Origin of the sequence: Nonomuraea rhodomycinica (genome assembly GCF_013363995.1) — a bacterium.
In the GTDB taxonomy this organism is placed as follows: domain Bacteria; phylum Actinomycetota; class Actinomycetes; order Streptosporangiales; family Streptosporangiaceae; genus Nonomuraea; species Nonomuraea rhodomycinica.
Map to the genome: position 1 here is coordinate 37,109 of NZ_JABWGO010000022.1, position 21,088 is coordinate 58,196.

17 protein-coding genes and 1 pseudogene are annotated in these 21,088 nt (G+C 70.8%); 12 read left to right on the top strand and 6 right to left on the bottom strand.

Features of this window, described 5'->3' with window-relative positions:
• Positions 1-72 precede the first annotated feature (72 nt).
• Genes HT134_RS43540 through HT134_RS47975 form a run of 4 tightly spaced genes read left to right on the top strand, consistent with a single transcriptional unit; the run spans position 73 to position 4,119 of the window.
• Entirely contained in the window at positions 73-1,191 is a 1,119-nt protein-coding gene (locus tag HT134_RS43540) for a polyamine ABC transporter substrate-binding protein (RefSeq protein WP_175606368.1), read from the top strand.
• Positions 1,192-1,198: 7 nt separating this feature from the next.
• Positions 1,199-2,065 carry an ABC transporter permease gene (locus HT134_RS43545; RefSeq protein ID WP_175606369.1) on the top strand — a complete coding sequence of 289 codons (867 nt, stop codon included), beginning with the start codon at positions 1,199-1,201 and terminating at the stop codon, positions 2,063-2,065.
• Positions 2,058-2,837, top strand: a complete 780-nt coding sequence (locus HT134_RS43550; protein ID WP_175606370.1) for an ABC transporter permease — start codon at positions 2,058-2,060, stop codon at positions 2,835-2,837. The genes HT134_RS43545 and HT134_RS43550 overlap by 8 nt, the downstream gene beginning before the upstream one ends.
• Positions 2,824-4,119, top strand: coding sequence for an ABC transporter ATP-binding protein (locus tag HT134_RS47975; RefSeq protein ID WP_312888897.1), 1,296 nt, complete (start codon positions 2,824-2,826; stop codon positions 4,117-4,119). The genes HT134_RS43550 and HT134_RS47975 overlap by 14 nt, the downstream gene beginning before the upstream one ends.
• A 53-nt stretch (positions 4,120-4,172) precedes the next feature.
• Here the strand turns inward: HT134_RS47975 and HT134_RS43560 are convergent, their stop codons facing one another.
• Entirely contained in the window at positions 4,173-4,778 is a 606-nt protein-coding gene (locus HT134_RS43560; protein WP_175606371.1) for a TetR/AcrR family transcriptional regulator, read from the bottom strand.
• Between the two features lie 156 nt (positions 4,779-4,934).
• Here HT134_RS43560 and HT134_RS43565 point away from each other — a divergent pair, with 156 nt between their 5' ends.
• From HT134_RS43565 to HT134_RS43590, 6 genes and pseudogenes are all read left to right on the top strand, one after another.
• Positions 4,935-6,182: a glycosyltransferase gene (locus HT134_RS43565; protein ID WP_246366585.1), complete on the top strand. Its 1,248-nt coding sequence runs from the start codon at positions 4,935-4,937 to the stop codon at positions 6,180-6,182.
• A gap of 46 nt (positions 6,183-6,228) precedes the next feature.
• Positions 6,229-7,632 (top strand): annotated as a pseudogene (locus tag HT134_RS43570) (aminobutyraldehyde dehydrogenase); the annotation flags it as partial.
• A 261-nt stretch (positions 7,633-7,893) separates the two neighbouring features.
• Complete coding sequence (locus HT134_RS43575) at positions 7,894-11,190, top strand: sensor histidine kinase (RefSeq protein WP_175606374.1); 3,297 nt, start codon at positions 7,894-7,896, stop codon at positions 11,188-11,190.
• A complete protein-coding gene (locus HT134_RS43580) occupies positions 11,187-11,609 on the top strand; it encodes a roadblock/LC7 domain-containing protein (RefSeq protein WP_055507217.1) in 423 nt (140 codons plus the stop codon). The genes HT134_RS43575 and HT134_RS43580 overlap by 4 nt, the downstream gene beginning before the upstream one ends.
• A gap of 19 nt (positions 11,610-11,628) precedes the next feature.
• The gene (locus HT134_RS43585) at positions 11,629-12,033 is read left to right on the top strand and encodes a DUF742 domain-containing protein (protein ID WP_235996047.1); all 405 of its coding nucleotides are present in this window, start codon (positions 11,629-11,631) and stop codon (positions 12,031-12,033) included.
• A 7-nt stretch (positions 12,034-12,040) separates the two neighbouring features.
• A complete protein-coding gene (locus HT134_RS43590) occupies positions 12,041-12,592 on the top strand; it encodes a GTP-binding protein (RefSeq protein ID WP_175606382.1) in 552 nt (183 codons plus the stop codon).
• Positions 12,593-12,673: 81 nt separating this feature from the next.
• Here the strand turns inward: HT134_RS43590 and HT134_RS43595 are convergent, their stop codons facing one another.
• From HT134_RS43595 to HT134_RS43615, 5 genes are all read right to left on the bottom strand, one after another.
• The gene (locus HT134_RS43595) at positions 12,674-13,453 is read right to left on the bottom strand and encodes an ABC transporter ATP-binding protein (RefSeq protein WP_175606375.1); all 780 of its coding nucleotides are present in this window, start codon (positions 13,451-13,453) and stop codon (positions 12,674-12,676) included.
• 103 nt (positions 13,454-13,556) lie between these two features.
• The gene (locus tag HT134_RS43600) at positions 13,557-15,014 is read right to left on the bottom strand and encodes a dihydroorotase (RefSeq protein ID WP_312888898.1); all 1,458 of its coding nucleotides are present in this window, start codon (positions 15,012-15,014) and stop codon (positions 13,557-13,559) included.
• A gap of 9 nt (positions 15,015-15,023) precedes the next feature.
• Positions 15,024-15,800: an ABC transporter permease gene (locus HT134_RS43605; protein ID WP_175606376.1), complete on the bottom strand. Its 777-nt coding sequence runs from the start codon at positions 15,798-15,800 to the stop codon at positions 15,024-15,026.
• Positions 15,797-16,606, bottom strand: coding sequence for an ABC transporter permease (locus tag HT134_RS43610; protein WP_175606377.1), 810 nt, complete (start codon positions 16,604-16,606; stop codon positions 15,797-15,799). The genes HT134_RS43605 and HT134_RS43610 overlap by 4 nt, the downstream gene beginning before the upstream one ends.
• A complete protein-coding gene (locus tag HT134_RS43615; protein ID WP_175606378.1) occupies positions 16,603-17,598 on the bottom strand; it encodes an ABC transporter substrate-binding protein in 996 nt (331 codons plus the stop codon). The genes HT134_RS43610 and HT134_RS43615 overlap by 4 nt, the downstream gene beginning before the upstream one ends.
• 514 nt (positions 17,599-18,112) lie before the next feature.
• On the opposite strand from HT134_RS43615, the gene HT134_RS43620 reads away from it, so the two are divergent.
• Together HT134_RS43620 and HT134_RS43625 are read left to right on the top strand one after the other, a co-directional pair.
• Complete coding sequence (locus tag HT134_RS43620) at positions 18,113-20,836, top strand: sensor histidine kinase (protein WP_312888899.1); 2,724 nt, start codon at positions 18,113-18,115, stop codon at positions 20,834-20,836.
• Positions 20,833-21,088: roadblock/LC7 domain-containing protein (locus HT134_RS43625; RefSeq protein ID WP_175606379.1), on the top strand; the 256-nt coding region annotated here is incomplete at its 3' end. The genes HT134_RS43620 and HT134_RS43625, both read left to right, overlap by 4 nt.

A 21,088-nucleotide genomic window follows, 5' to 3' on the forward strand; every position in this document is an offset into this window, starting at 1 on the left:
CTCCTGCTCTGGTCTGCCGTGTCCGTTGGTCGCGCGACCCCTCGTCCCTTGTCATCAGAAGGAGTAGCGGCCTTGTCCCGATTCCGGTTCACCCGTCGTCTTCCGGCCGTGGTAGCCGTGGCCGGCCTCGCGCTCGCCGTGGCGGCGTGCGGTGGTGAGTCGTCGAGCGCGGGTTCGGCTCCCAAAGCCGAGGCCGACCAGCTCAACCCCAACGCGGACCTGACCAAGCAGTCGATCAGCGTCACGGTGTGGGACGGGTACACGCCGAAGGAGCTGCCCGAGAAGGTCAAGGCCAAGCTCAAGGTCCAGGACCTGAAGATCGCCCTGCACGCCACCAACGAGGAGGCGATGACCAAGCTCACCGCCGGCGGCGACAGCGGCATCGACGTGGCGTTCGTGTCGGGCCAGTACGCCCAGGCGCTCAACGAGCAGGGCCTGCTGGAGCCGATCCACCCCGAGCTGATCCCCAACCTGTCGAACCTCTACCCCGAGGCCACCCAGCTCTCCTACGACAAGGGCAACAAGTACTCCGTGCCCTACACCTGGGGCACCACCGGCATCTGCTACCGCAGCGACCTGGTGAAGGCCGAGCCGAAGAGCTGGAACGACATCCTCAACCCGCCGTCCTGGGCCGACAAGAAGGTCACCATGATGACCACCGAGCGCTGGCTGGCCCTGCCCGCCCTCAAGGCGCTCGGCTACTCGGTCAACACCGACAAGGACGACGAGATCGCCAAGGCCAAGGAGCTGCTGCTCAAGGCCAAGCCGCACCTGCTCGGGTACGACGACACCACCTTCGGCGACAAGCTGACGAGCGGCGAGGCCATCATGGTCGAGGCGTGGGACGGCTGGTGCCCGACGACCAACGACAAGCAGAACATCAAGTTCGTCGTGCCGAAGGAGGGCAGCGACCTCTGGGTGGACACCATGGTGATCATGAAGTCCTCCAAGAACAAGGAGGCCGCGCACGCCTTCATCAACTACATCCTCGACCCCGAGATCCACAGCTGGGCGGCCGAGAACATCAACTACAAGGTGCCCAACAAGGCGGCCATGGAGCGGGTGAACCCGCCCAAGGGCTCGCTGCTCGGCATCAAGCCCGCGGAGCTGCTCAACGGCGAGTCGATCATCGACCTGGGCCAGGCGTCGACCAAGTACACGCGCCTGTCGACCGAGGTCGCGGCGCAGTGACGTTGTGATGTCCCCGGCTAGGACCCGGCCGGCGACCGCCCTGCGGGTGCGGCGCCGGCTGGGCGCGTTCGTCTTCCTGACCCCCGGCCTCGCCTATCTCGTCGTGCTGCTGCTGGTGCCGCTGGCGCTGGTGCTGAGCTACGTGTTCTTCCAGCGCGGCCGCTTCGGCGGGGTCGTCTACGAGTACACCACCGAGAACTTCTCCCGCCTGATGGACCCGCTCTACCTGCGGGTGCTCGGCGAGTCCCTGCAGATCGCGGCCCTGACCACGGTGATCGCGCTCGCGCTCGGCTATCCCACGGCGTACCTGATCGCCCGGCTGCCGCGGAAGTGGAAGACGGTCGCGCTCGTCGCGATCGTGCTCCCGTTCTGGACGAACTTCATCATCCGCATGTACGCCTGGATCATCCTGCTCAACGGTCCGGGCCTGATCAACTCCGCGCTGAAGAGCCTCGGCCTCGGCCCGTTCGACCTGCTCTACAACCAGGGCGCCATCGTCACCGGGCTGGTCTACTCGTACCTGCCGCTGATGGTGCTGCCGCTCTACGCGGCCATCGAGAAGCTCGACCCGCAGCTGCGCGAGGCGTCGGCGAACCTCGGCGCGTCCGGGTTCACCACCTTCCGCAAGGTCACGCTGCCGCTGACCGTGCCCGGGGTGCTGACCGGCTGCCTGTTCGTGTTCGTGCCGAGCTTCGGCAACTTCGTCATCCCGGAGATGCTGGGCGGCGGCAAGTCCGTCATGGTGGGCAACCTGATCCGCACGGAGTTCCTCAAGGCCCGCGACTGGCCGTTCGGCTCCGCGCTGGCGCTCGCGCTCGTCGCCGTGCTGGTCGTGCTGCTCCTGGCGCAGGCATGGGCGGCCCGCCGTGCGTAGGTCGAGGCTGCTGTACGTCCCGTTCTGGGTGACGATCGTCTTCCTGTACGCGCCGATCGCCGTGGTCGTCGCGATGTCGTTCAACTCCGGCAAGTCGGCCTACACCTACGAGGGCTTCAGCCTGAAGTGGTACGGCGTGCTGGCCCAGGACCAGCGGGTGCTGGACGGCCTGCTGAACACGCTGATCGTGGCGGCGGGCTCGACCGTGATCGCCACGGTGCTCGGCACGCTGCTGGCCGTCGGCCTGGCCCGGCACACCCGCTCGCGCGCGCTCGACGCGATCGCGCTGATGCCGGCGGTGCTGCCCGACCTCGTGCTCGCGATCGGCCTGCTGCTGTTCTACGGTCTGATTCAACTCACGCTGGGCCTGTACTCGGTGATCCTCGCGCACGGCGTGTTCGCGATGGCGTTCGTGGCGGCCGTGGTCCGCACGCGGCTGGCGAACACCGACACGTCGCTGGAGGAGGCCTCGCGCGACCTCGGCGCGGGACCGGTCACCACCTTCCTGAAGGTCACGCTCCCGCAGCTCGCCCCCGGCATCCTGGCGGGCGCGATGCTGGCGTTCACGCTGTCGCTCGACGAGTTCGTGATCGCCTTCTTCACGATCGGCAACCTCCAGCAGACGCTGCCGATCGTCATCTACTCGATGATCCGGTTCGGGGTGACCCCCGAGATCAACGCGCTCGGCGCGATCCTCCTGCTGGTGAGCTTCACCGCGGTGATCGCGGGCCAGCGCATGACCAAGATCGGCGAAGCACGTGCTCAAGATTGACGGCATCACCCGCAGGTTCGGCCAGGTCACCGCGCTCGACGGGGTCTCCCTGGAGATCGGGCAGGGCGAGTTCTTCGCGCTGCTCGGCCCGTCCGGCTGCGGCAAGACGACGCTGCTGCGCATCATCGCGGGGTTCGAGACGCCCGACTCCGGCACGGTGACGCTCGACGGCGACGACCTGCTCGCGCTGCCGCCGAACCGCCGGCCGATCAGCCTCATGTTCCAGTCGTACGCGCTGTTCCCGCACATGACCGTGGCCAAGAACGTCGCGTACGGGCTGGAGCGGGAGAAGCTGCCCCGGGAGGAGATCCGGCGGCGCGTCGGCGAGGTGCTGGAGACCGTGGGCCTGTCGGCGCACGGCGACCGCCGGCCCGCGCAGCTGTCCGGCGGCCAGCGCCAGCGCGTGGCGCTGGCGCGCTCCATCGTCAAGCGGCCCCGGCTGCTGCTGCTCGACGAGCCGCTGTCGGCGCTGGACAAGAAGGTCCGCGCCGACATGCAGCTGGAGCTCAAGCGGCTGCAGAACGAGGTCGGCATCACCTTCGTGGTCGTCACGCACGACCAGGAGGAGGCCATGTCGCTGGCCGACCGGATCGCGGTCTTCGACAGCGGCAGCGTCCGCCAGGTGGACGAGCCGGTCGCCCTCTACGAGCGTCCGCGCAGCCCGTTCGTCGCGGGCTTCGTCGGCGCCAACAACACCTTCGAGGGCAAGGCCCGCGCGGCCGGGCTGGACGCGGGCGAGCTGGGCGAGCTGGCCGGGACGCCGCTGGACGGGCTGGAGGAGGGCGCCGGCGCGCTGCTGTGCGTGCGCCCGGAGAAGATCACGCTGCGCGAGATCCCCGAGGAGGCCGCGGCCCCGGCCGCCGAGCCGGTCGAGCCGGTCGAGCCGGCGACGGAGCCGGAGGAGAAGGCCACGGAGCCGGAGGAGCCCGCCGAGGACCCGCGCGAGGCCGCGGAGGAGTCCACCGAGGACGCCCAGGACGCCCAGGACGCCCAGGACGCCCAGGAAGCCCGGGAAGCCCGGGAAGCCGCGCAGGAGTCCGCCGAGGAGCCGGAGGAGCGCGCCGAGGACGCCGGGGAAGGCGCGGACGGGCCGGCCGAGGGGCTGGAGGGCGCCGTGCTGGACGTCAGCTTCTACGGGGGCGTCTCCCACCTGTCGGTGGACGTGCCGGGCCACGCCAAACCGGTGCTGGTGGCCGTGCAGGGCGCGAGCGCCGTACGGCCGGGCGCGAAGGTGCGCCTGACCTGGGACGCCCGCGACGCCGTCGTCATCCCCGTCCCGTGATGACCGGTCCAGTGGGGAGCGACGCAGCCGGGAGCGGCCCGCACGCGCGCGGCTCAGGCGACGAGGTCGTTGCCCGTGGCCGTGCGCGCGTAGGACAGGATCAGCTCGGCCGCCTCGTCGGGGCCGATCACGGGGTGGCGGGCCGTGATGCGGTACCCGTAGGCGTCCTCCAGCGCCACCAGGTTGCGGGCCAGCGACAGCGAGTCGCCGCTCAGCCGGAACACGCCGAGCGCCGCGCCGGTGTCGAGGATCGACTGGTACATCGACACCTGACGGTCGTAGAGCGAGGTGAGCAGCACCCCGTAGACGCGGTTGCGGCCGGCGGCGCCGCCGAGCTCGTTGAGCAGGCGCACGTCGGGGTCGAGCGGCCCGGTGGGCAGCCCGGAGCGGATCGTCATGACGAGCTTCCTGACCGGGTCGGTCACGGTGGCGAGCTGGCGCAGCCGCTGCTCGTAGAAGCGCTCCATGCCGGCGTGCTGGGCCTCGACCAGCAGCTCGCTCAGGTCGGGATAGTGGTAGAGCACCGCGCCCGAGGTCAGGCCCGCCTCCTCGGCGACATGGGAGAGCTGGACCCCGTCGATGCCGTGGCGGATGATGGCGCGGCGCGCCGCCTCGATCAGGTCGATGCGCCGGTCGGTGCGGCTCTTGCGCTGGGCCATGCTCACCACCTCGTTCCCCCGAGCTGTTCGGCCCCCGTTCAGGAAGCCGTGACCATAGTGCCTTGAAGTTGACCTCTACGCTAGATGAGTATTTGAATTCACGTTCAACTAGTTCGCCCCCTCCGGAGTAGCGTGATGTCTCTCACGATCCTGTTCATGCCAGAAAGCGCCTACGGGCCGACCAACAACTGCATCGGCATCGGCGACATCCTCCGTCGTCGCGGTCACCGCGTCGTGTTCGCCGCCGAGGCGTCCTGGAAGGGCAAGCTGGAGGCCCTCGGCTTCGAGGAGGACCTGGTCGACCTCGCGCCGCCGGCCGAGGAGGAGCAGGACCCGGGCCAGTTCTGGAAGGACTTCATCCGCGAGACCGCGCCCGAGTACCGCAAGAGCACGCTGGAGCAGCTGGAGACGGTCACCAAGCCGATCTGGGAGTCGCTCATCGACGGCGTGAAGTACTGCGAGCCGCAGCTCAAGGCGATCATCGAGCGGGTCCAGCCGGACGTCATCGTCGAGGACAACGTCATCACGTTCCCGGCCCTGCTCACCGCGGGCCGCAAGTTCGTCCGCATCGTCTCCTGCAACCCGCTGGAGGTGCGCGGCGAGAACGTCGCGCCGGTCTTCTCCGGCCTGCCCGCCGACGACCGCGCCGAGTGGGACGCCTTCCGCGCCGAGTACGAGCGCACCCACCGCGAGCTGTGGACGGCCTTCAACGAGTGGTGCGTCGAGCAGGGCACCGAGCCGCTGCCCGACCTCGACTTCATCCACCAGGGCGACCTGAACCTCTACGTCTACCCGGAGATCCTCGACTACACCGCCGAGCGCCCGCTCGGCCCCACGTGGCACCGGCTCGACTCGTCCGTCCGCGAGACCGACGAGCCGTTCGAGCTGCCCTTCCAGCGGGGCGAGGGCGCGCTGGTCTACTTCTCGCTCGGCTCGCTCGGCTCGTCCGACGTGGAGCTGATGCAGCGGGTGATCGACGTGCTGGCCACCACCCCGCACCAGTACATCGTCTCCAAGGGCCCGCTGCACGAGGAGATCAAGCTCGCCGACAACATGTGGGGCGCCGAGTTCCTGCCGCAGACGAAGATCATCCCGCTCTGCGACCTGGTCATCACCCACGGCGGCAACAACACCACCACCGAGGCCGCGCACTTCGGCAAGCCGATGATCCTGCTGCCGCTGTTCTGGGACCAGTACGACAACGCCCAGCGCGTCCACGAGCTCGGCTACGGCGTCCGGCTGTCCACCTACGCCTTCACGGACGAGGAGCTGACGGGCGCCGTCGAGCGGCTGCTCGGCGACGCCGGGCTGCGCGCCCGGCTGGCGGCGGCCGGCGAGGAGATCCGCCGCCGCGACGGCCTGCGCAAGGCGGCCGACCTCATCGAGCGGCTCGGCCAGGAATAGCCGGGCCGGCAACGACGACCGGGCCGGCGAGAGCCGGCCAGGAGCGAGAACCATGCGTGAACTGATCAACCCGGCGACCGGCGACCTGACGGACCGCGTCCCGGACACCCCCGTCGAGAACGTGGCGGCGGCCGTCGCCACCGCCCGCGCCGCCTTCGCCGAATGGGCGGAGGCGACCCCGGGCGAGCGCGCGCGGCTGCTGCTGCGCGTGGCCGACCTGGTGGAGGCCGACAGCGACGAGCTGACCCGGCTGGAGGTGGAGGACACCGGCAAGCCGGCCGCCGTCGTGCGCGACGGCGAGCTGCCGTTCGCCGTCGACAACCTGCGTTTCTTCGCGGGCGCGGCGCGCTCGCTGGAGGGCACGGGCGCCGGGGTGTTCAGCCGCGGCTACACCTCGATCATGGTGCGCCGGCCCGTCGGGGTGGTCGGCTCGATCGCCCCGTGGAACTTCCCGCTGGTCATGGCGATCTGGAAGCTGGGGCCGGCCGTCGCCGCGGGCAACGCCGTGGTGATCAAGCCGGCCCCGCAGACGCCGCGCACCACGCTGCGCCTGGCGGAGCTGTTCGCCGAGGCGGGCGCCCCCCGTGGCCTGGTGCAGGTCGTCACGGGCGACGCCGAGGTGGGCGAGGCGCTGGTCACCGACCCGGGCGTGGACATGGTGAGCGTCACGGGCTCCACCGAGACCGGCCGGGCCGTCATGACCGGCGCGGCCCGGACGCTGAAGCGGGTCCACCTGGAGCTCGGCGGCAAGGCGCCCGCGCTGGTGTTCGACGACGCCGACCTCGGCGCCATGGCCGCGGGCGTGGCGATGGGCGCGACGTACAACTCGGGCCAGGACTGCACGGCGGCCACCCGCGTGTACGTCGACCGCCGCGTCCACGACGAGGCGATCGAGGCGATTCGGGCGACTCTTGCCGAAATCGTGACCGGAGATCCGTGGGATCCGGCCACCGACATCGGGCCGCTCATCTCGGCCGCGCACCGTGATCGCGTACACGGGTTCGTGCAGCGTGCGGCCGGGAAGGTGCTCCAGGGCGGCGCCCCGGCCGAGGGTCCCGGCTTCTACTACCCGCCCACGCTCGTGGCCGGGGTGGATCAGAAGAGCGATATCGTTCAAGGGGAACTTTTCGGTCCTGTCCTCGTGGTCCTGCCCTTCGACGGCGAGGACGAGGCGGTCCGGCTCGCCAACGACACGCGCTACGGCCTGGCCTCCTCGGTGTGGTCGCGCGACGTCGCCCGGGCGATGCGGGTCTCGCACCGTCTCGACGTGGGTGTGACGTGGGTGAACGACCACCTGCCCATCGCGAGCGAGGCCCCGCACGGCGGGGTCAAGGGCAGCGGGTTCGGCAAGGACATGAGCCAGGAGGCGGTGCAGGAATACGCGGTGACCCGTCACCTGATGGTCAAGCACGCGGCGCCGGCGGAGCGGGACTCGTTCCGGCCCGCCTGAAGAGACGCCTAAGAAGACGCGCGGTGATATGCGACCCAAATGGCACGTCTGGTCGCATTTGATGGGATATGTCCGGTTGGCTGATCTGGTACGGGTTGTGTTCCAATTACCCAGCCCGCACAAATCCCATGCGCCCCAAGCGTGTCAGATTTTTCGAGCACGTACGGCGAGAGGTTGCGAGAGTCAGTGAGGACCGATAACCCCAGGCACACCAGGCCGGAGGAGTACACAGGCGGCCGGTTCCGGCTGGGGAACTGGCGCGTGCGCACCAGGCTGGTCGCGCTGATCCTCATCCCGACCGTCGTCGGCGTGCTCCTCGCCGGCGTCCAGCTGGCCAACTCGATCGGCACCAGCGCCGAGTACCGCCGGCTCACCCAGATCGCCGAGCTGGTGCAGTCCGTCGGCGCGATGTCCGACGAGCTCGGCAAGGAGCGGACGCTCACGGCCTGGTACATCGCCGAGGGCCGCCGCTCCGCCCGCCGGGCCCAGCTCAACACCCAGCGCGACGCGGTCAACACGGTGCGCAAGCGCGTCCTGGCGGCCGTGTCGGCGCTCGACCCCGCGCACTCGCCGCGCACCCTGGCAGAGGCGGAGGAGATCCGCCGCTGGCTCACCGGCCTCGACGGCCTGCGCCAGTCGATCGGCCAGACCGGCAGCGCCCCGCCCCGAGCCGCCCTGCGCACCTTCAGCTCCATGATCGAGGTCATGAGCAAGCTCCAGGACGAGCTGGCCGGCGGCACCGACGACGACGCCATCGGCGCGGACGTCGTCGCCCTCGGCGCCCTCCAGCGGGCCAAGGAAGAGGTCTCCCGCCAGCAGGGCATCCTCGTCGTCGCCCTCGTGGAACGCAAGCTCGACTACGACGACCTGTCCGACTTCCTCGGCTCCTGGAACCGTCAGCAGCAGGAGCTCACCACCTTCGAGGAAGAGGCCCGCGCCGACGACCTCAAGGCGTACCGCAAGAACATGCGCGGCCTGCAGATCGACCGCGCCGACGCCATGCGCCAGCGCGCCCTGGCCCAGCTGCGCGAGTACAAGCTCATCCGCGACCTCGACATCACCGCCACCCCGCGCCGCGAACTCAACCTCTGGCACGAGAGCACCTCGCTCCAGGTCAGCGCCCTGCGCAAGGTCGAGGACGGCCTGACGACCCGGATCGTGACCGAGACCCGCGAGCTGAGCGACTCCGAGCAGCGCAGCGCCATCATCTCCGGCGCGATGATCCTCGCGCTGCTGCTCCTCGTCCTGGTCATCACCACCCGCGTGGCCGGTTCGCTGGTGCGCCCGCTGCGCCGCCTGCGCGCCGAGGCGCTCCAGGTCGCCACCACCCGGCTGCCCGAGACCGTCCGCGTGCTGCGCGAGTCGGGCGAGGGCGCCGCGCTGCCCGAGGTGCCCTCGATCGGCGTCAACACCCGCGACGAGATCGGGGAAGTGGCCCGGGCCTTCGACGAGGTCCACCGCGAGGCGATCCGGCTGGCCGGCGACGAGGCCAAGCTGCGCGCCAACGTCAACGCCATGTTCGTCAACCTCTCCCGCCGCAGCCAGACGCTGGTCGAGCGGCAGCTCCAGCTCATCGAGGGCCTGGAGCAGGGCGAGGAGGACGAGAACCGGCTCGCCAACCTGTTCCGGCTCGACCACCTGGCCACCCGCATGCGGCGCAACAGCGAGAACCTCCTGGTCCTCGCCGGCCAGGAGGCCGCCCGCAAGTGGAGCGAGCCGGTGCCGCTGGTCGACGTCGCCCGCGCCTCGCTGTCCGAGGTCGAGAACTACGAGCGGGTCCAGATCCAGATCCCCTCGAACGTGCAGATCGCCGGACCGGCCGTCACCGACGCCGTCCACCTGCTCGCCGAGCTGATCGAGAACGCCATCTCCTTCTCCCCGCGTGAGAGCAAGGTGCAGGTCACGAGCTCGGCCGTCGACGGCGGCGTGCTCGTGACGATCAACGACCTGGGCATCGGCATGTCGGCCGACGAGCTGGCCGAGGCCAACTGGCGGCTGGCCAACCCGCCGGTGGTGGACGTCGCCGTCTCCCGCCGCATGGGCCTGTTCGTGGTCGGCCGCCTGGCCCTGCGCCACGGCGTCGGCGTCCAGCTGCGCATGCGCGAGACCGGCGGCCTGAGCGCCCTGGTCATGCTGCCCAACACGCTGATCGTGGGCGCCCAGGGCGCGGGCGGCGTGCCGCAGCAGCGCGGCCAGTACGAGGCGTTCACCGACTTCGACCCGAGCATGTTCGGCGAGCCCTCCTTCGAGGGCGCGGCCTCCAACGGCAGCGGCGCCTACGCCTCGCCGACGGCCGCGGCCGACCCCCGCTCCGACGCGCCGGTCGACACCGAATGGCCCGGCTCGCTGCCCGCACCCGGCACCGGCAACTGGCCCTCGTTCGCCGAGGAGCAGCCGCGGCCGGACGAGCCGCGCTGGCCCGGCTTCGGCGACGAGCAGCCGGCCGCCGCGCAGGAGGACCGCTGGGGTTCGTTCGCCGACCCGGCGCCCGCGCAGGAGGAGCGCTGGGGTTCGTTCGCCGACCCGGCGCCCGCGCAGGAGGAGCGCTGGGGTTCCTTCGCCGACCCGGCGCCCGCCCAGGACGTGCCCAACTGGCCGTCCTTCGCCACCGAGCCGCCTCCGATGCGCGAGGAGCCGGAGACGCGCTGGCCGTCGTTCGGCGAGCAGCCGGCCGCCTCGCTGTTCACCCCCGCCGAGCCGGCCCGCCCGTACGGCGACGACCCGTCCCGCCCGCCGTTCGGCGACGAGCCGCCCAGGCCGTCCTTCGGCGACGAGCCGTCCCGCTCCCCGTTCGGCGACGAGCCGTCCAGGCCGTCCTTCGGTGACGAGCCGTCCCGGTCGGCCTTCGGCGACGACGGCGGCTCGCCCTTCGGCGACGAGTACCGCTGGCCGTCCTTCGCCGAGACGGTCAAGCCGGCCGACTCCTTCGCGCCCAACGGGCAGCAGGGCTTCGACCCGTTCGGCCCGGGCGAGTACTCCTCGCAGGACATGACCGGCCCGCTGCCGGTCGTCCGCACCTCGGCGATGGAGCCGCCGAGCGAGGAGTTCCTGCCGATCTTCTCGTCGGTGGGCTCCGACTGGTTCCGCAAGCCCGACCCCGAGGTGCTGCGCCCGCGTGAGCAGGAGCCCGAGGAGTCGGAGACGGCCGTGCAGCCCGCGGTGCGCCTCGACGGCCCGCCGCCGGCGCCGCCGCTGCCCAAGCGAGGCGCGCCGGACGCCCAGCCGGAGAGCCTGAGCCCCTCCGGCCTGCCGCGCCGCCGTCCCGGCGAGTCCGGTGCGGGCGCCGCGTGGTCGTCGCCCGCCGACAGCGGCTTCCAGGCCGCCCAGGCCGCGGCCCAGCCCGCGCAGGGTGGCACGACGTCCTCGGGCCTGCCCCGCCGCGTGCCGAAGGCCAACCTGGTGCCCGGCACGGCGAGCCTGGCCGAGCCCCAGGTGCAGTCACCCGCGCCACAGATCTCTCCCGACAGGTTGCGGAGCCGGCTCTCCAGCTTCCAACAGGGTGTACGGCAAGGCCGCGCGTTCACCCGCGGAGAAGGGAACGAGGAGGAGGAGAAATGAGAGAACTGAGCCAGGGAGCGCGTGGCATCAGTTGGCTGATCACTGACTTCGTCAACAACGTGCCGGGAGTCGCGCACACCGTCGTGGTCTCGTCGGACGGTCTGCCACTGGCGTTCTCCGAGGGTTTCCCGAAGGACCGGGCGGACCAGCTCGCCGCGGTCGCCTCGGGTGTCATCAGCCTGACGCAGGGCGCGGCCCGTGTCTTCGAGGGCGGCATGGTCACCCAGACCGTCATCGAGATGCAGCGCGGCCTGTTGATGATCATGTCGATCAGCGACGGCTCCTGTTTGGCTGTGCTGGCCGCGCCCGATTGTGACATGGGCCTGGTGGCCTACCAGATGACGCTGCTCGTCGAGCGCGCGGGTCAGGTGCTCACGCCTGCCGTACGCGCCGAGCTGCAGGCGGCCCGCCCCCGTTAGCGGGCGGTGACAGGAGAAGATGGTGTCAGGTCAGGGTTGGGCTGGTGATAGCACTCCGCCGCATCCGGCGGCTCCACGTCCGCAGAAGTCGAGCTCCTTGGTACGGCCCTATGCCGTGACCGGGGGGCGCACGGCGCCGCGGATGAAGTTCGCCATGGAGGCGCTGGTGTCCTCCGTGACGTCGGAATACCAAGACATATCACTGCTGAGTCCGGAGTATCAGGCGATCATTCAACTGACCCGGAACGTCAGGTCGGTTGCTGAGATCTCGGCCCTCTTACGCCAGCCTCTGGGCGTGGTCCGGGTGCTGATCGCCGACATGGCGTCCGAAGGCCTGATCCGCGTGCACCAGCCTGCGCTGGACGCGGGAAAGCCGGACCTCAACTTGCTCGAAAGGGTGCTCAGTGGACTTCGCAGGCTCTAGCGCCGGGCTGACCTCGACGAAGATCGTCGTGGCCGGCGGGTTCGGCGTGGGCAAGACGACGTTCGTGGGTGCGGTCTCGGAGATCCTCCCGCTCACCACGGAGGCGGTGATGACGGACGCGTCGGCAGGGGTCGACGACGTCTCGCTCACCCCGAACAAGACCACCACGACCGTCGCCATGGACTTCGGCCGTGTCTCGCTGGACCGGGACCTGATCCTCTACCTGTTCGGCACGCCCGGACAGCACCGGTTCTGGTTCATGTGGGACGACCTGGTGCGCGGCGCGATCGGGGCCGTGGTGCTCGCGGACACGCGGCGCCTGGCCGACAGCTTCCCCGCGATCGACTACTTCGAGGAGGCGAAGCTGCCGTTCGTCATCGGCATCAACGGCTGGGACGGGCAGTTCAACCACCACGACGACGAGATCCGCGAGGCGCTGTCGCTGGGCTCGCACATCCCGATCGTGCGGCTGGACGCCCGCGTCCGCGACTCGGTGAAGAGCACGCTGATCACGCTGGTCGAGCACGCGCTCACGCGGCACAGCCACCTGCCCGCCTGACACCTGGCGCGGAGGACCCCGCCCGTACGACAGACGCCGCCGGACCACGGTCCGGCGGCGTCTCGTCGTTCCAGGAGCGGGTCAGGCGGGGGTCGCGACGTCCACCCCGCGCACCAGGCGGCCGACCTCGGCCCGCAGGCGCACGAAGTCCGGGTGCTCCCGGGTGGTGATCTGGTCGCGCGGCCCCGGCAGGTCCACCCGCAGGTCGCCCACCACGTGCGCGGGCGCCTTGGACAGCACCACGACGCGGTCGCCGACGTAGACGCTCTCGTCGATGTCGTGGGTGATGAGCACGATCGTCATGCGGTGGTGGCCGCGCACCTTGAGGACGAGGTCCTCCAGGTCCTCGCGGGTCTGGGCGTCCACCGAGCCGAACGGCTCGTCCATGAGCATGAGGCTGGGCCGGTAGGCCAGGGCGCGGGCGATCGCGACCCGCTGCTGCATGCCGCCGGAGAGCTGGAAGGGGTACTTCTCGGCGGCGCCGAGCAGGCCCACCGACTCCAGCGCCTCCTGGGCCGCCTCCCGCCGGGCGCGCTTGTCCATGTCCCTGCGGCGCAGCGGCAGCGCGACGTTGTCGGCCACCGACATCCAGGGGAACAAGGAGCGGCTGTAGTCCTGGAAGACCACGGCCAGGTTGTCGGGCGTCTGGCGCACCAGCTTGCCGTCGACCCGGATCTCGCCGCCCGTGGGGGTGATCAGTCCGGCGATCGAGCGGAGCAGCGTGGACTTGCCGCATCCGGAGGGGCCCACGATGCACAGGAGCTCGCCCTCGGCGACGCTGAGCTTGAGCCCGTCGATCGCGCGGTGCTCGTTGGGACTGCCGGGACCGTAAACGTGCGTGAGGTTGTCTATCTCGAGCAAGTGACGTCCTAGGACAGGCGAATCCGGAGATGAGGAGATAACAGGCTGACTGTACCGAAGTCAGGGATGGTTGAACATCAGGATGGTCGTTCCCGGCGCCTGCTCAGGCCACCGGCCGGCGCAGGTAACGGCCGACGGGCCGGCCGACGATCTTGCCGGTGTCGAGCACGTGGTGACCCCGCACGAACGTGTCGGTGACCTTGGCGCTCAGCTCGAACCCCTCGAACGGCGTGTACTCCTGGGCCGACTCCGAGTCGGCCGCCCGCACGGTCCAGGTGGCGTCCGGGTCCACCAGGCAGATGTCGGCGTCGAAGCCCGGGGCGATGGTGCCCTTGGTGCGCAGGCCGTACCGGCGGGCCGGGTTCCAGGAGGTGAGCGCGGCGATGCGGCCCCACGACAGCCCCCGGCGGCGGCCCTCGGTGATGAGGCCGGGCAGCAGGTACTCGGCGCCGCCGAAGCCGGCCTTGGCCAGGAACACGTCCTCGGCCGGGGCGCCGAACTTCAGCTCCTCCCGGCAGCAGGCGTGGTCGCTGACGACCCAGTCGACCGTGCCGTCGAGCACGTACTCCCACAGCGCCTCCACGTCCTCGCGGGGCCTGATCGGCGGGTTGACCTTCGCGCCGATGCCACTGGCCGTCTCGATGTCGGCCAGCAGGTGCCCGATCGTCACCTCGCGGCGGAAGTCGATGTGGGGGAAGGTCCGCTGCATCCGCACGGCCGCGTCGAGGGCCTTGCGCGAGGACAGGTGGAGCAGGTTGACGTTGCCGAGACCGGTCTCGTGGGCCAGGTAGGAGGCGATGAACACGGCCAGCCCCTCGGAGTGCGGCGGGCGCGAGGCGCTGTAGGCGGCCAGGCCGCTCAGCTCGCCGGCCTCCTCCACCAGCCGCGTGTACGCCGTCATGATCTCGGCGGTCTCGCAGTGCAGCGACAGCGAGATCTCGCTCGCCAGCTCGGGGAAGCGCTCCCGGGCCGCCTGCACGCCCCGCATGACGAACTCGAAGTGGGCGTAGTCGTAGCGCTCGCCCTCGGGCAGCATGAGGAAGGCGTTCTGGTCGGCCGAGCGGCCGTGCAGCCCGTGCCCGCCGTAGAACATGAAGATCTTGAACGACGGCACGCCGAACCGCTCGACCAGGTCGGGCAGCTCGCCGATGTGGCCGCTGGACATCGGCGCCAGGTGGAAGCCGTAGTCCACGTAGGCGCGGTCCTCGGCCCGCGCCAGCACCTCGGGGAAGAAGTCGGCGTAGGCGCCGCCCCGGTTGAGGTAGTACATGCCGGTGCGCATGTAGGTCAGCGCGGTCGTGACCCCGCCCTGCGCCGAGGCGCGGCTCTCGGAGCCGGCGTCCTCGGCCAGCGGGTTGTAGATCCCCCAGTGCTGGTGGGCGTCCACCACGCCGGGGAAGGCGAGCCGTCCCGCCCCCTCGATGACCTCGGGCACGCCCTCCGCGGGCAGTCCCGGTGCGACGCGGTCCACGCGCCCGCCGGTCACGGCGATGTCGGCCATGACGGGCTCGTTCCGGTCATGCGTCACGACCCGCACGTTCTTCAGCAGCAGGTCCGTCACATCCGCCTCCTACGCGGTACGGCGGGCTCCCCGGTGCCAGGTCAGCACGCGGCGCTCCGCCATGAGGAACAGGGAGTTGAGGGCGTAGCCGAGGACGCCGAGCACCACCACGCCGGCCCACAACCCGGGCATGTCGGCGTTGTTGCTCGCCGTGCTCAGCAGGTAGCCGATGCCGTCGGTGCTGCCCTTCAGCTCGGAGATGACCATGAGGATGAGCGCCAGCGACACGCTCAGCCGCAGGCCCGCGAAGATCTTCGGGGAGGCCGAGGGCAGGATGATGCGCAGCAGCCGCAGCCTGGCGGGCACGCCGAAGACCGCGGCCGTCTCCAACTGCAGAGGGTCCACGTTGCGCGCCCCGTCGATGGAGTTGAGCAGGATCGGCCAGACGACGCCGAACACGATGGTCGCCACCTGCACCTGGGTGCCCATGGTGAACAGCACCAGGAAGACGGGCAGCATCGCGGGCGGCGGCACGGCCCGGCCGAACTCGACGAGCGGGTCCACGTAGTCGGACAGCCACGCCACCCGGCCGATCGCCACGCCGAGCGCGACCCCGGCGACCACGGCGACGCTCCAGGAACCGACGACGCGGACGAGGCTCGGCACGAAGTTGTCCACCGCCTCCTCGGTCAGCACGTACGGCCCGGAGAACCACCGCTCGTACATCCAGGAGGCGATCCGGGTCGGCGCGGGCAGGTACGGGCTGGCCTGGGCCCGGGCCAGCAGCTCCCAGCATGCCAGGAGCACGGGCACCAGCCAGAGCCGCCGGACGAGTGTCGCGATCATGCGTGCCGCCACCGGAAGAGCCGCCGCTCGGCGCGCAGGAGCAGCGTGTTGACGACGAGCCCGACCAGCCCGGCCCACACGAGGGTCGCGATCACGTCGACCATCGCGTCGGCGCCGATGCCGGTGCTCGCCTGGATGAGGAAGGCGCCGATGCCGCCGGCGCCGCCCACGACGTACTCGACGCTGATGGCCAGGATGAGCGTGATCGAGGCGGCCAGCCGGACGCCGGTGAAGATGAACGGCGCCGCGCTCGGCAGGCTGACCCGCCAGATGACCGCGCCGGAGCCGAAGCCGAACGAGCGCAGCGTCTCGGTGGCCACGGGGTCGACGTCGCGCACGCCGTACAGGGTGTTGATGAGGATGGGCCAGGACGCGGCGTAGACGATGAGCGCGACCTTGGCGTTGATCTCGGGCTGGAAGAAGAACAGGGCGAGCGGGATCAGCGCGACCGACGGGATCGGCCGCAGGAACTCGACGATGGCGCGGGTCATCTCCTCCACCACGGGGACGGTGCCGAGCAGCAGGCCGACGGGGACGGCGACGAGCACGGCCAGCGGCAGGCCCACGGCCGCGGCGGTGAGCGTGGAGGCCAGGTCGGCCAGGAACGCCGGGTCGGCGGCGAGCTGCGCCACCCGGGCCAGCGACGTCGAGGCGGCGGGCAGCCAGGAGATCAGGCCGGTGCGGCCGGCCAGCTCCCAGACGAGGAGGAAGACCGCCACACCGGTGGCGTGGCGGAGGTACTTCGCGAGCCGGGCGCGGGAGGGGGAGCTGCGCCCCCTCCCCGCCAGGGCGGCCGTGCTCGTCATCCCTGCGAGGTGACGATCATGGGAGCGACGTCGATCTTGCTCTTGATGAAGCCGTACTCGACCATGAGGTCGGCGACGCGCTGGATGCGCTGGGCGCTGAGCGTGGTCGGGTAGTTGCCGAGGTTGATGGTGGCGGCGGTGGCGGCGGGGATCTTGGTGAAGGTGGGCAGGATCTTGGTCACCGCGCTGCGGTCGGTCGCGGCGATGTTCTGGGCCTTGGCCATCGCGCGCTGGAAGGCGCCCATGGTCCTGGGGTTGGCGGCGACCCACTTCTCGGTGGCGGCCCAGCCGGTGATCGGCAGGCTCTCGGTGGGGCCGGACATGGTGTCGACCAGCATGGTCGCGCCCAGCTTGTTCTTGGCCTCGCTGACGTAGGGGTCGGTCATCCAGACGGCGTCCACGTCGCCCTTCTGCAGCGCCGTCAGCCAGTTGGTGGTGGGCACCTCGACGTACTGGATGTCCTTGCCGGGGGTCGGGTCAAGGCCGGCGATCTTGAGGTGGGGGTTCATGGTCAGGACGCCGAGGCCCTTGAGGGCGTTGACGCCGATCTTCTTGCCCTTGAGGTCGGCGACCTTCTTGATGGGGGAGTCGCGCCGCACCATGATCCCGAAGGCGCCGGCGGCCCCCTGGTAGGAGTCGGCGATGTACTTGAACTTCTCCAGGCCCTCGCTCTGGATCGTCAGGATGGTGGCGTAGCTGCCGAGGACCACGTCCATGCTGCCGTTGGACAGCTTGGGCAGCACGGCCTGGGGGGCCTGGATGGCCTCGGTCTTCACGTTGAGCCCCTGCTCCTTGAAGAAGCCGCGCTCGATCGCGATGAACAGCGGGGCGGAGTCCGCTCCCGGGTACTGCCCGATGAGCAGGTCGGTCTTCTCCAGCCCGTTGGCGTTGCTCGCATCTCCCGGTTTGGTGTCCGTGCTGGAGCAACTCGTCAGGGCAAGGGTGGCCACCAGTCCGATCAGGGCGATGCGCCCTGCCGCAGCGAGCCTCATGTCGCGTCTCCTTTGAACGGGGGTGATCGACACTCGACGCACCCCAAAGCGCAGGCAACCCTTGCGCATGGTCCCCCGATTCTGGAAATTATCAATATATCTGGCGAAAAAACGATCACACTGTTTTTCTGGAGGTATGTCCAGATATAGGTGATGATATGGCTGGCGTTCATCGAGAACGTGTGGCTACTGTCGGGACGTGGAGACATATGTCAGATGATCGACTTGCCGGTGTGGCCACACCGGCTGTCGAATTATCTGTTGAACATAAATAGGTTTTCGGACCACCGGTGCCGGGGGCGGCACGCGGACGAGCACGGGCACGATTCGATCTCTTGCACCAAGGCCATCCAAGGAGAGGTTGCGGAGGCCAGTGAGAACTACATTGCCCCCTGCGAACGGCGATTCCGGGTTACCCGCCGAGGCGTCCTTTCCGTCATCCCATACGCGGACCGGGCCGGCGGGCCACCCCGGGCACGCCCGGGGCCCCGGCGGCATCGTGCGCAACTGGCGCGTGCGCACGAAGCTCCTGGTCCTGATCGTCATCCCCACCGTCGCGGCGCTGGCGCTCGGCGGCCTGCGCGTCGTCTCCTCCGTCGCCAGCGCCTCCGAGTACGAGCGCGTCTACCAGACGGCCGTCCTGGCCGGAAAGCTGACCGGACTGGCCCACGAGACCGAGCTGGAACGCGACCTCACCGCCACCTTCGTGGCGCAGGACCGCAAGGGTGACCGCAACCCGGTTACCGCCCAGTACTCCACCGTGGACCGGCTGGTCGCCGAGCTGCGCCCCGACGTCGCGGCCCTCGCCGCCTCCGACAGCCCCCTGCGGGCCGAGGCCGTGCGCGTCAAGAACCGCTTCGACGAGCTGCCCAGCTCGCGCAGGACCGCGACCGAGTCCAAGCTCAACGTCGCCTCCGTCATCGAGCTGTACGACCGCTCCATCTCCGACTTCCTCGGCCTCAACGCCACCATCGACCAGGGCGCCGTCGACAAGGAGCTCACCGACACCGTCGCCGGCTTCGCCGCCCTGTCGCGGGCCAAGCAGTACGTGTCGCGGCAGCGGGCGCTGCTGGTCTCGGCGCTGGCCGTCGGCCACTTCAGCCAGGACGAGCTGGACGCGTTCATCGCCGCCCGCGCCCAGCGCAACAGCGAGCTGGCCGCCTTCCGCGCGCAGGTGCCGCTCGCGCTGCGCCAGGCCTACGACGACACGGTCAGCGGCCAGGCCGTCGACCGGGCCGAGCTCATCCAGGCCCGCGCCCTGGCCCTGCAGGACGCCGGGCAGCCGCTCACCGACCCCGGACTCGACCTGACCGGCGACGGCCAGGCGTGGTTCACGGCCGTCACCGAGACCATCGACGGCATGCGGCAGGTCGAGCAGCGGGTCGCCGACTCGATCATGCTGCGCAGCCGTACCGTCCAGGTCTCCGAGCAGCAGGGCGCGATGGTCTTCGCGATCGCGATCGCCGGCCTCCTGGTGCTCGTCCTACTGGTCACCGTGCTGATGGCACGTTCCCTCAGCGGCCCGCTGCGCCGGCTGCGGCGCGAGGCGCTGCTGATCGCCGGGCGCAGCCTGCCCGAAACGGTCCAGCGGCTGCGGGATTCGGACACGGCCGGCGTGCCCGACGTGGAGCCGATCGGCGTGGTCGGCGACGACGAGATCGGCGAGGTCGCCCGGGCCTTCGACGAGGTCCACCGGGAGGCGGTGCGGCTGGCGGGCGAGGAGTCGCGGTTGCGCTCGAACGTGAACGCGATGTTCGTGAACCTGTCGCGGCGCAGTCAGACGCTGGTGGAGCGGCAGATCACGTTGATCGACGGTCTGGAGCAGGGTGAGCAGGACGAGAGCCGGTTGGCGAACCTGTTCAAGCTGGACCATCTGGCGACCCGTATGCGGCGCAACAGCGAGAACCTGCTGGTGCTGGCGGGTCAGGACCCGCCGCGCCGCTGGAGCCAGCCGGTCAAGCTGGTGGACGTGACCCGCGCCTCGCTCTCGGAGGTCGAGAACTACGAGCGGGTGGTGCTCCAGGTCCCGGACGGCGTCTCGGTGGCGGGCCAGGCCGTCAACGACGTCATCCACCTCCTGGCGGAGCTGGTCGAGAACGCGCTGTCGTTCTCGCCGCGCGAGACCAGGGTGACGGTGTCGGGCAGCCGCATCGACGGCGGCGGCGTCATGCTGTCGATCACCGACGCGGGCATCGGCATGACCCAGGACGAGCTGGTCCAGGCCAACGAGCGCCTGAGCGACGCGCCCACCGTGGACGTGTCGGCCTCCCGCCGGATGGGCCTGTTCGTGGTCGCCCGGCTGGCCCACCGCCACGGCATCCGCGTCCAGCTCCGGCCGCACGCCTCCGGCGGGCTGACCGCCATGGTGCTGCTGCCGGACTCCCTGCTCGGCAACCCCTCGCCCGCGTACGCGAACCCGCCCGGCCCCGCGCAGGAGGACGCCTACCGCGGCCCGCAGCTCGCGCCGTCGCCCGCCCCCACGCCGACCTGGACCGCGGGCGGCTACCAGCCGGGACCCGGCCACCCGTCCTTCCCGTCCGGCCCGTCCGGTCCCGCCCAGCACAACGGCTGGCCGGCCATGCCGTCCTGGCCGTCCGAGCCCAGCGGCTGGCCGTCGGAGCCGCGCGCCGGGTTCGACACGAACGACTCGTGGCTGCCGCCGCAGAGCCCCGGCTGGAACGCCGACGGCAACGGCCTGCCCCGCAGGCCCCCGCTCGACGACCCCCATCCGTGGGGCGCCGCGGAGCCGCCGGTCGGCCGGCCCTTCGACCGGCCCCTGGGCCGGCCGCGACCGTCGCGGCCCGACTTCCCGGAGACCGACGTGGCCAGCACCGGCCCCATCCCGCGGGTCGACAGCCAGCCCTCCGCCGGTGACGACTACCTGCCGATCTTCGCGGCCGTGGAGTCGGCGTGGTTCGCCGGCGGCGCGAGCTGGGGTCCGTCGAAGGCCGACGCCGGGTGGAGCGCGGCGGAGGCCGTGGTGGAGCCGGTGCGTGACGGGGCGACGGCGTCGGGGCTGCCCAAGCGGGTGCCCAAGGCCAACCTGGTCCCCGGCTCGGCGGCCGGCGCGGCCGCGCCCAAGGGTGTCGCGCCGATGCCGGCGGTCTCGCCGGACCGGGTGCGTAACCGGTTGTCCAGCTTCCAGCAGGGCTTCCGGGCCGCCCGGGAGGACATCAACGAGGGCAAGGCGTACCCGGCGGGGCCCCGGGACGCCGACAGCAGTGAGGAGGGCGCATGAAGGACCTCAGTCACGCGGCACGCGGTGTCGACTGGCTGATCACCGACTTCGTCAGCACCGTTCCCGGGGTCGCGCACGCGGTGGTCGTCTCCTCGGACGGCCTGCCGCTCGCCGCGTCCTCCGGCTTCCCGCCGGACCGGGCCGACCAGCTCGCGGCCATCGCGTCGGGGCTGGTGAGCCTGACGCAGGGCGCGGCGCGGGTGTTCGAGGGCGGCGTGGTCAACCAGACCATCGTGGAGATGCAGCGGGGGC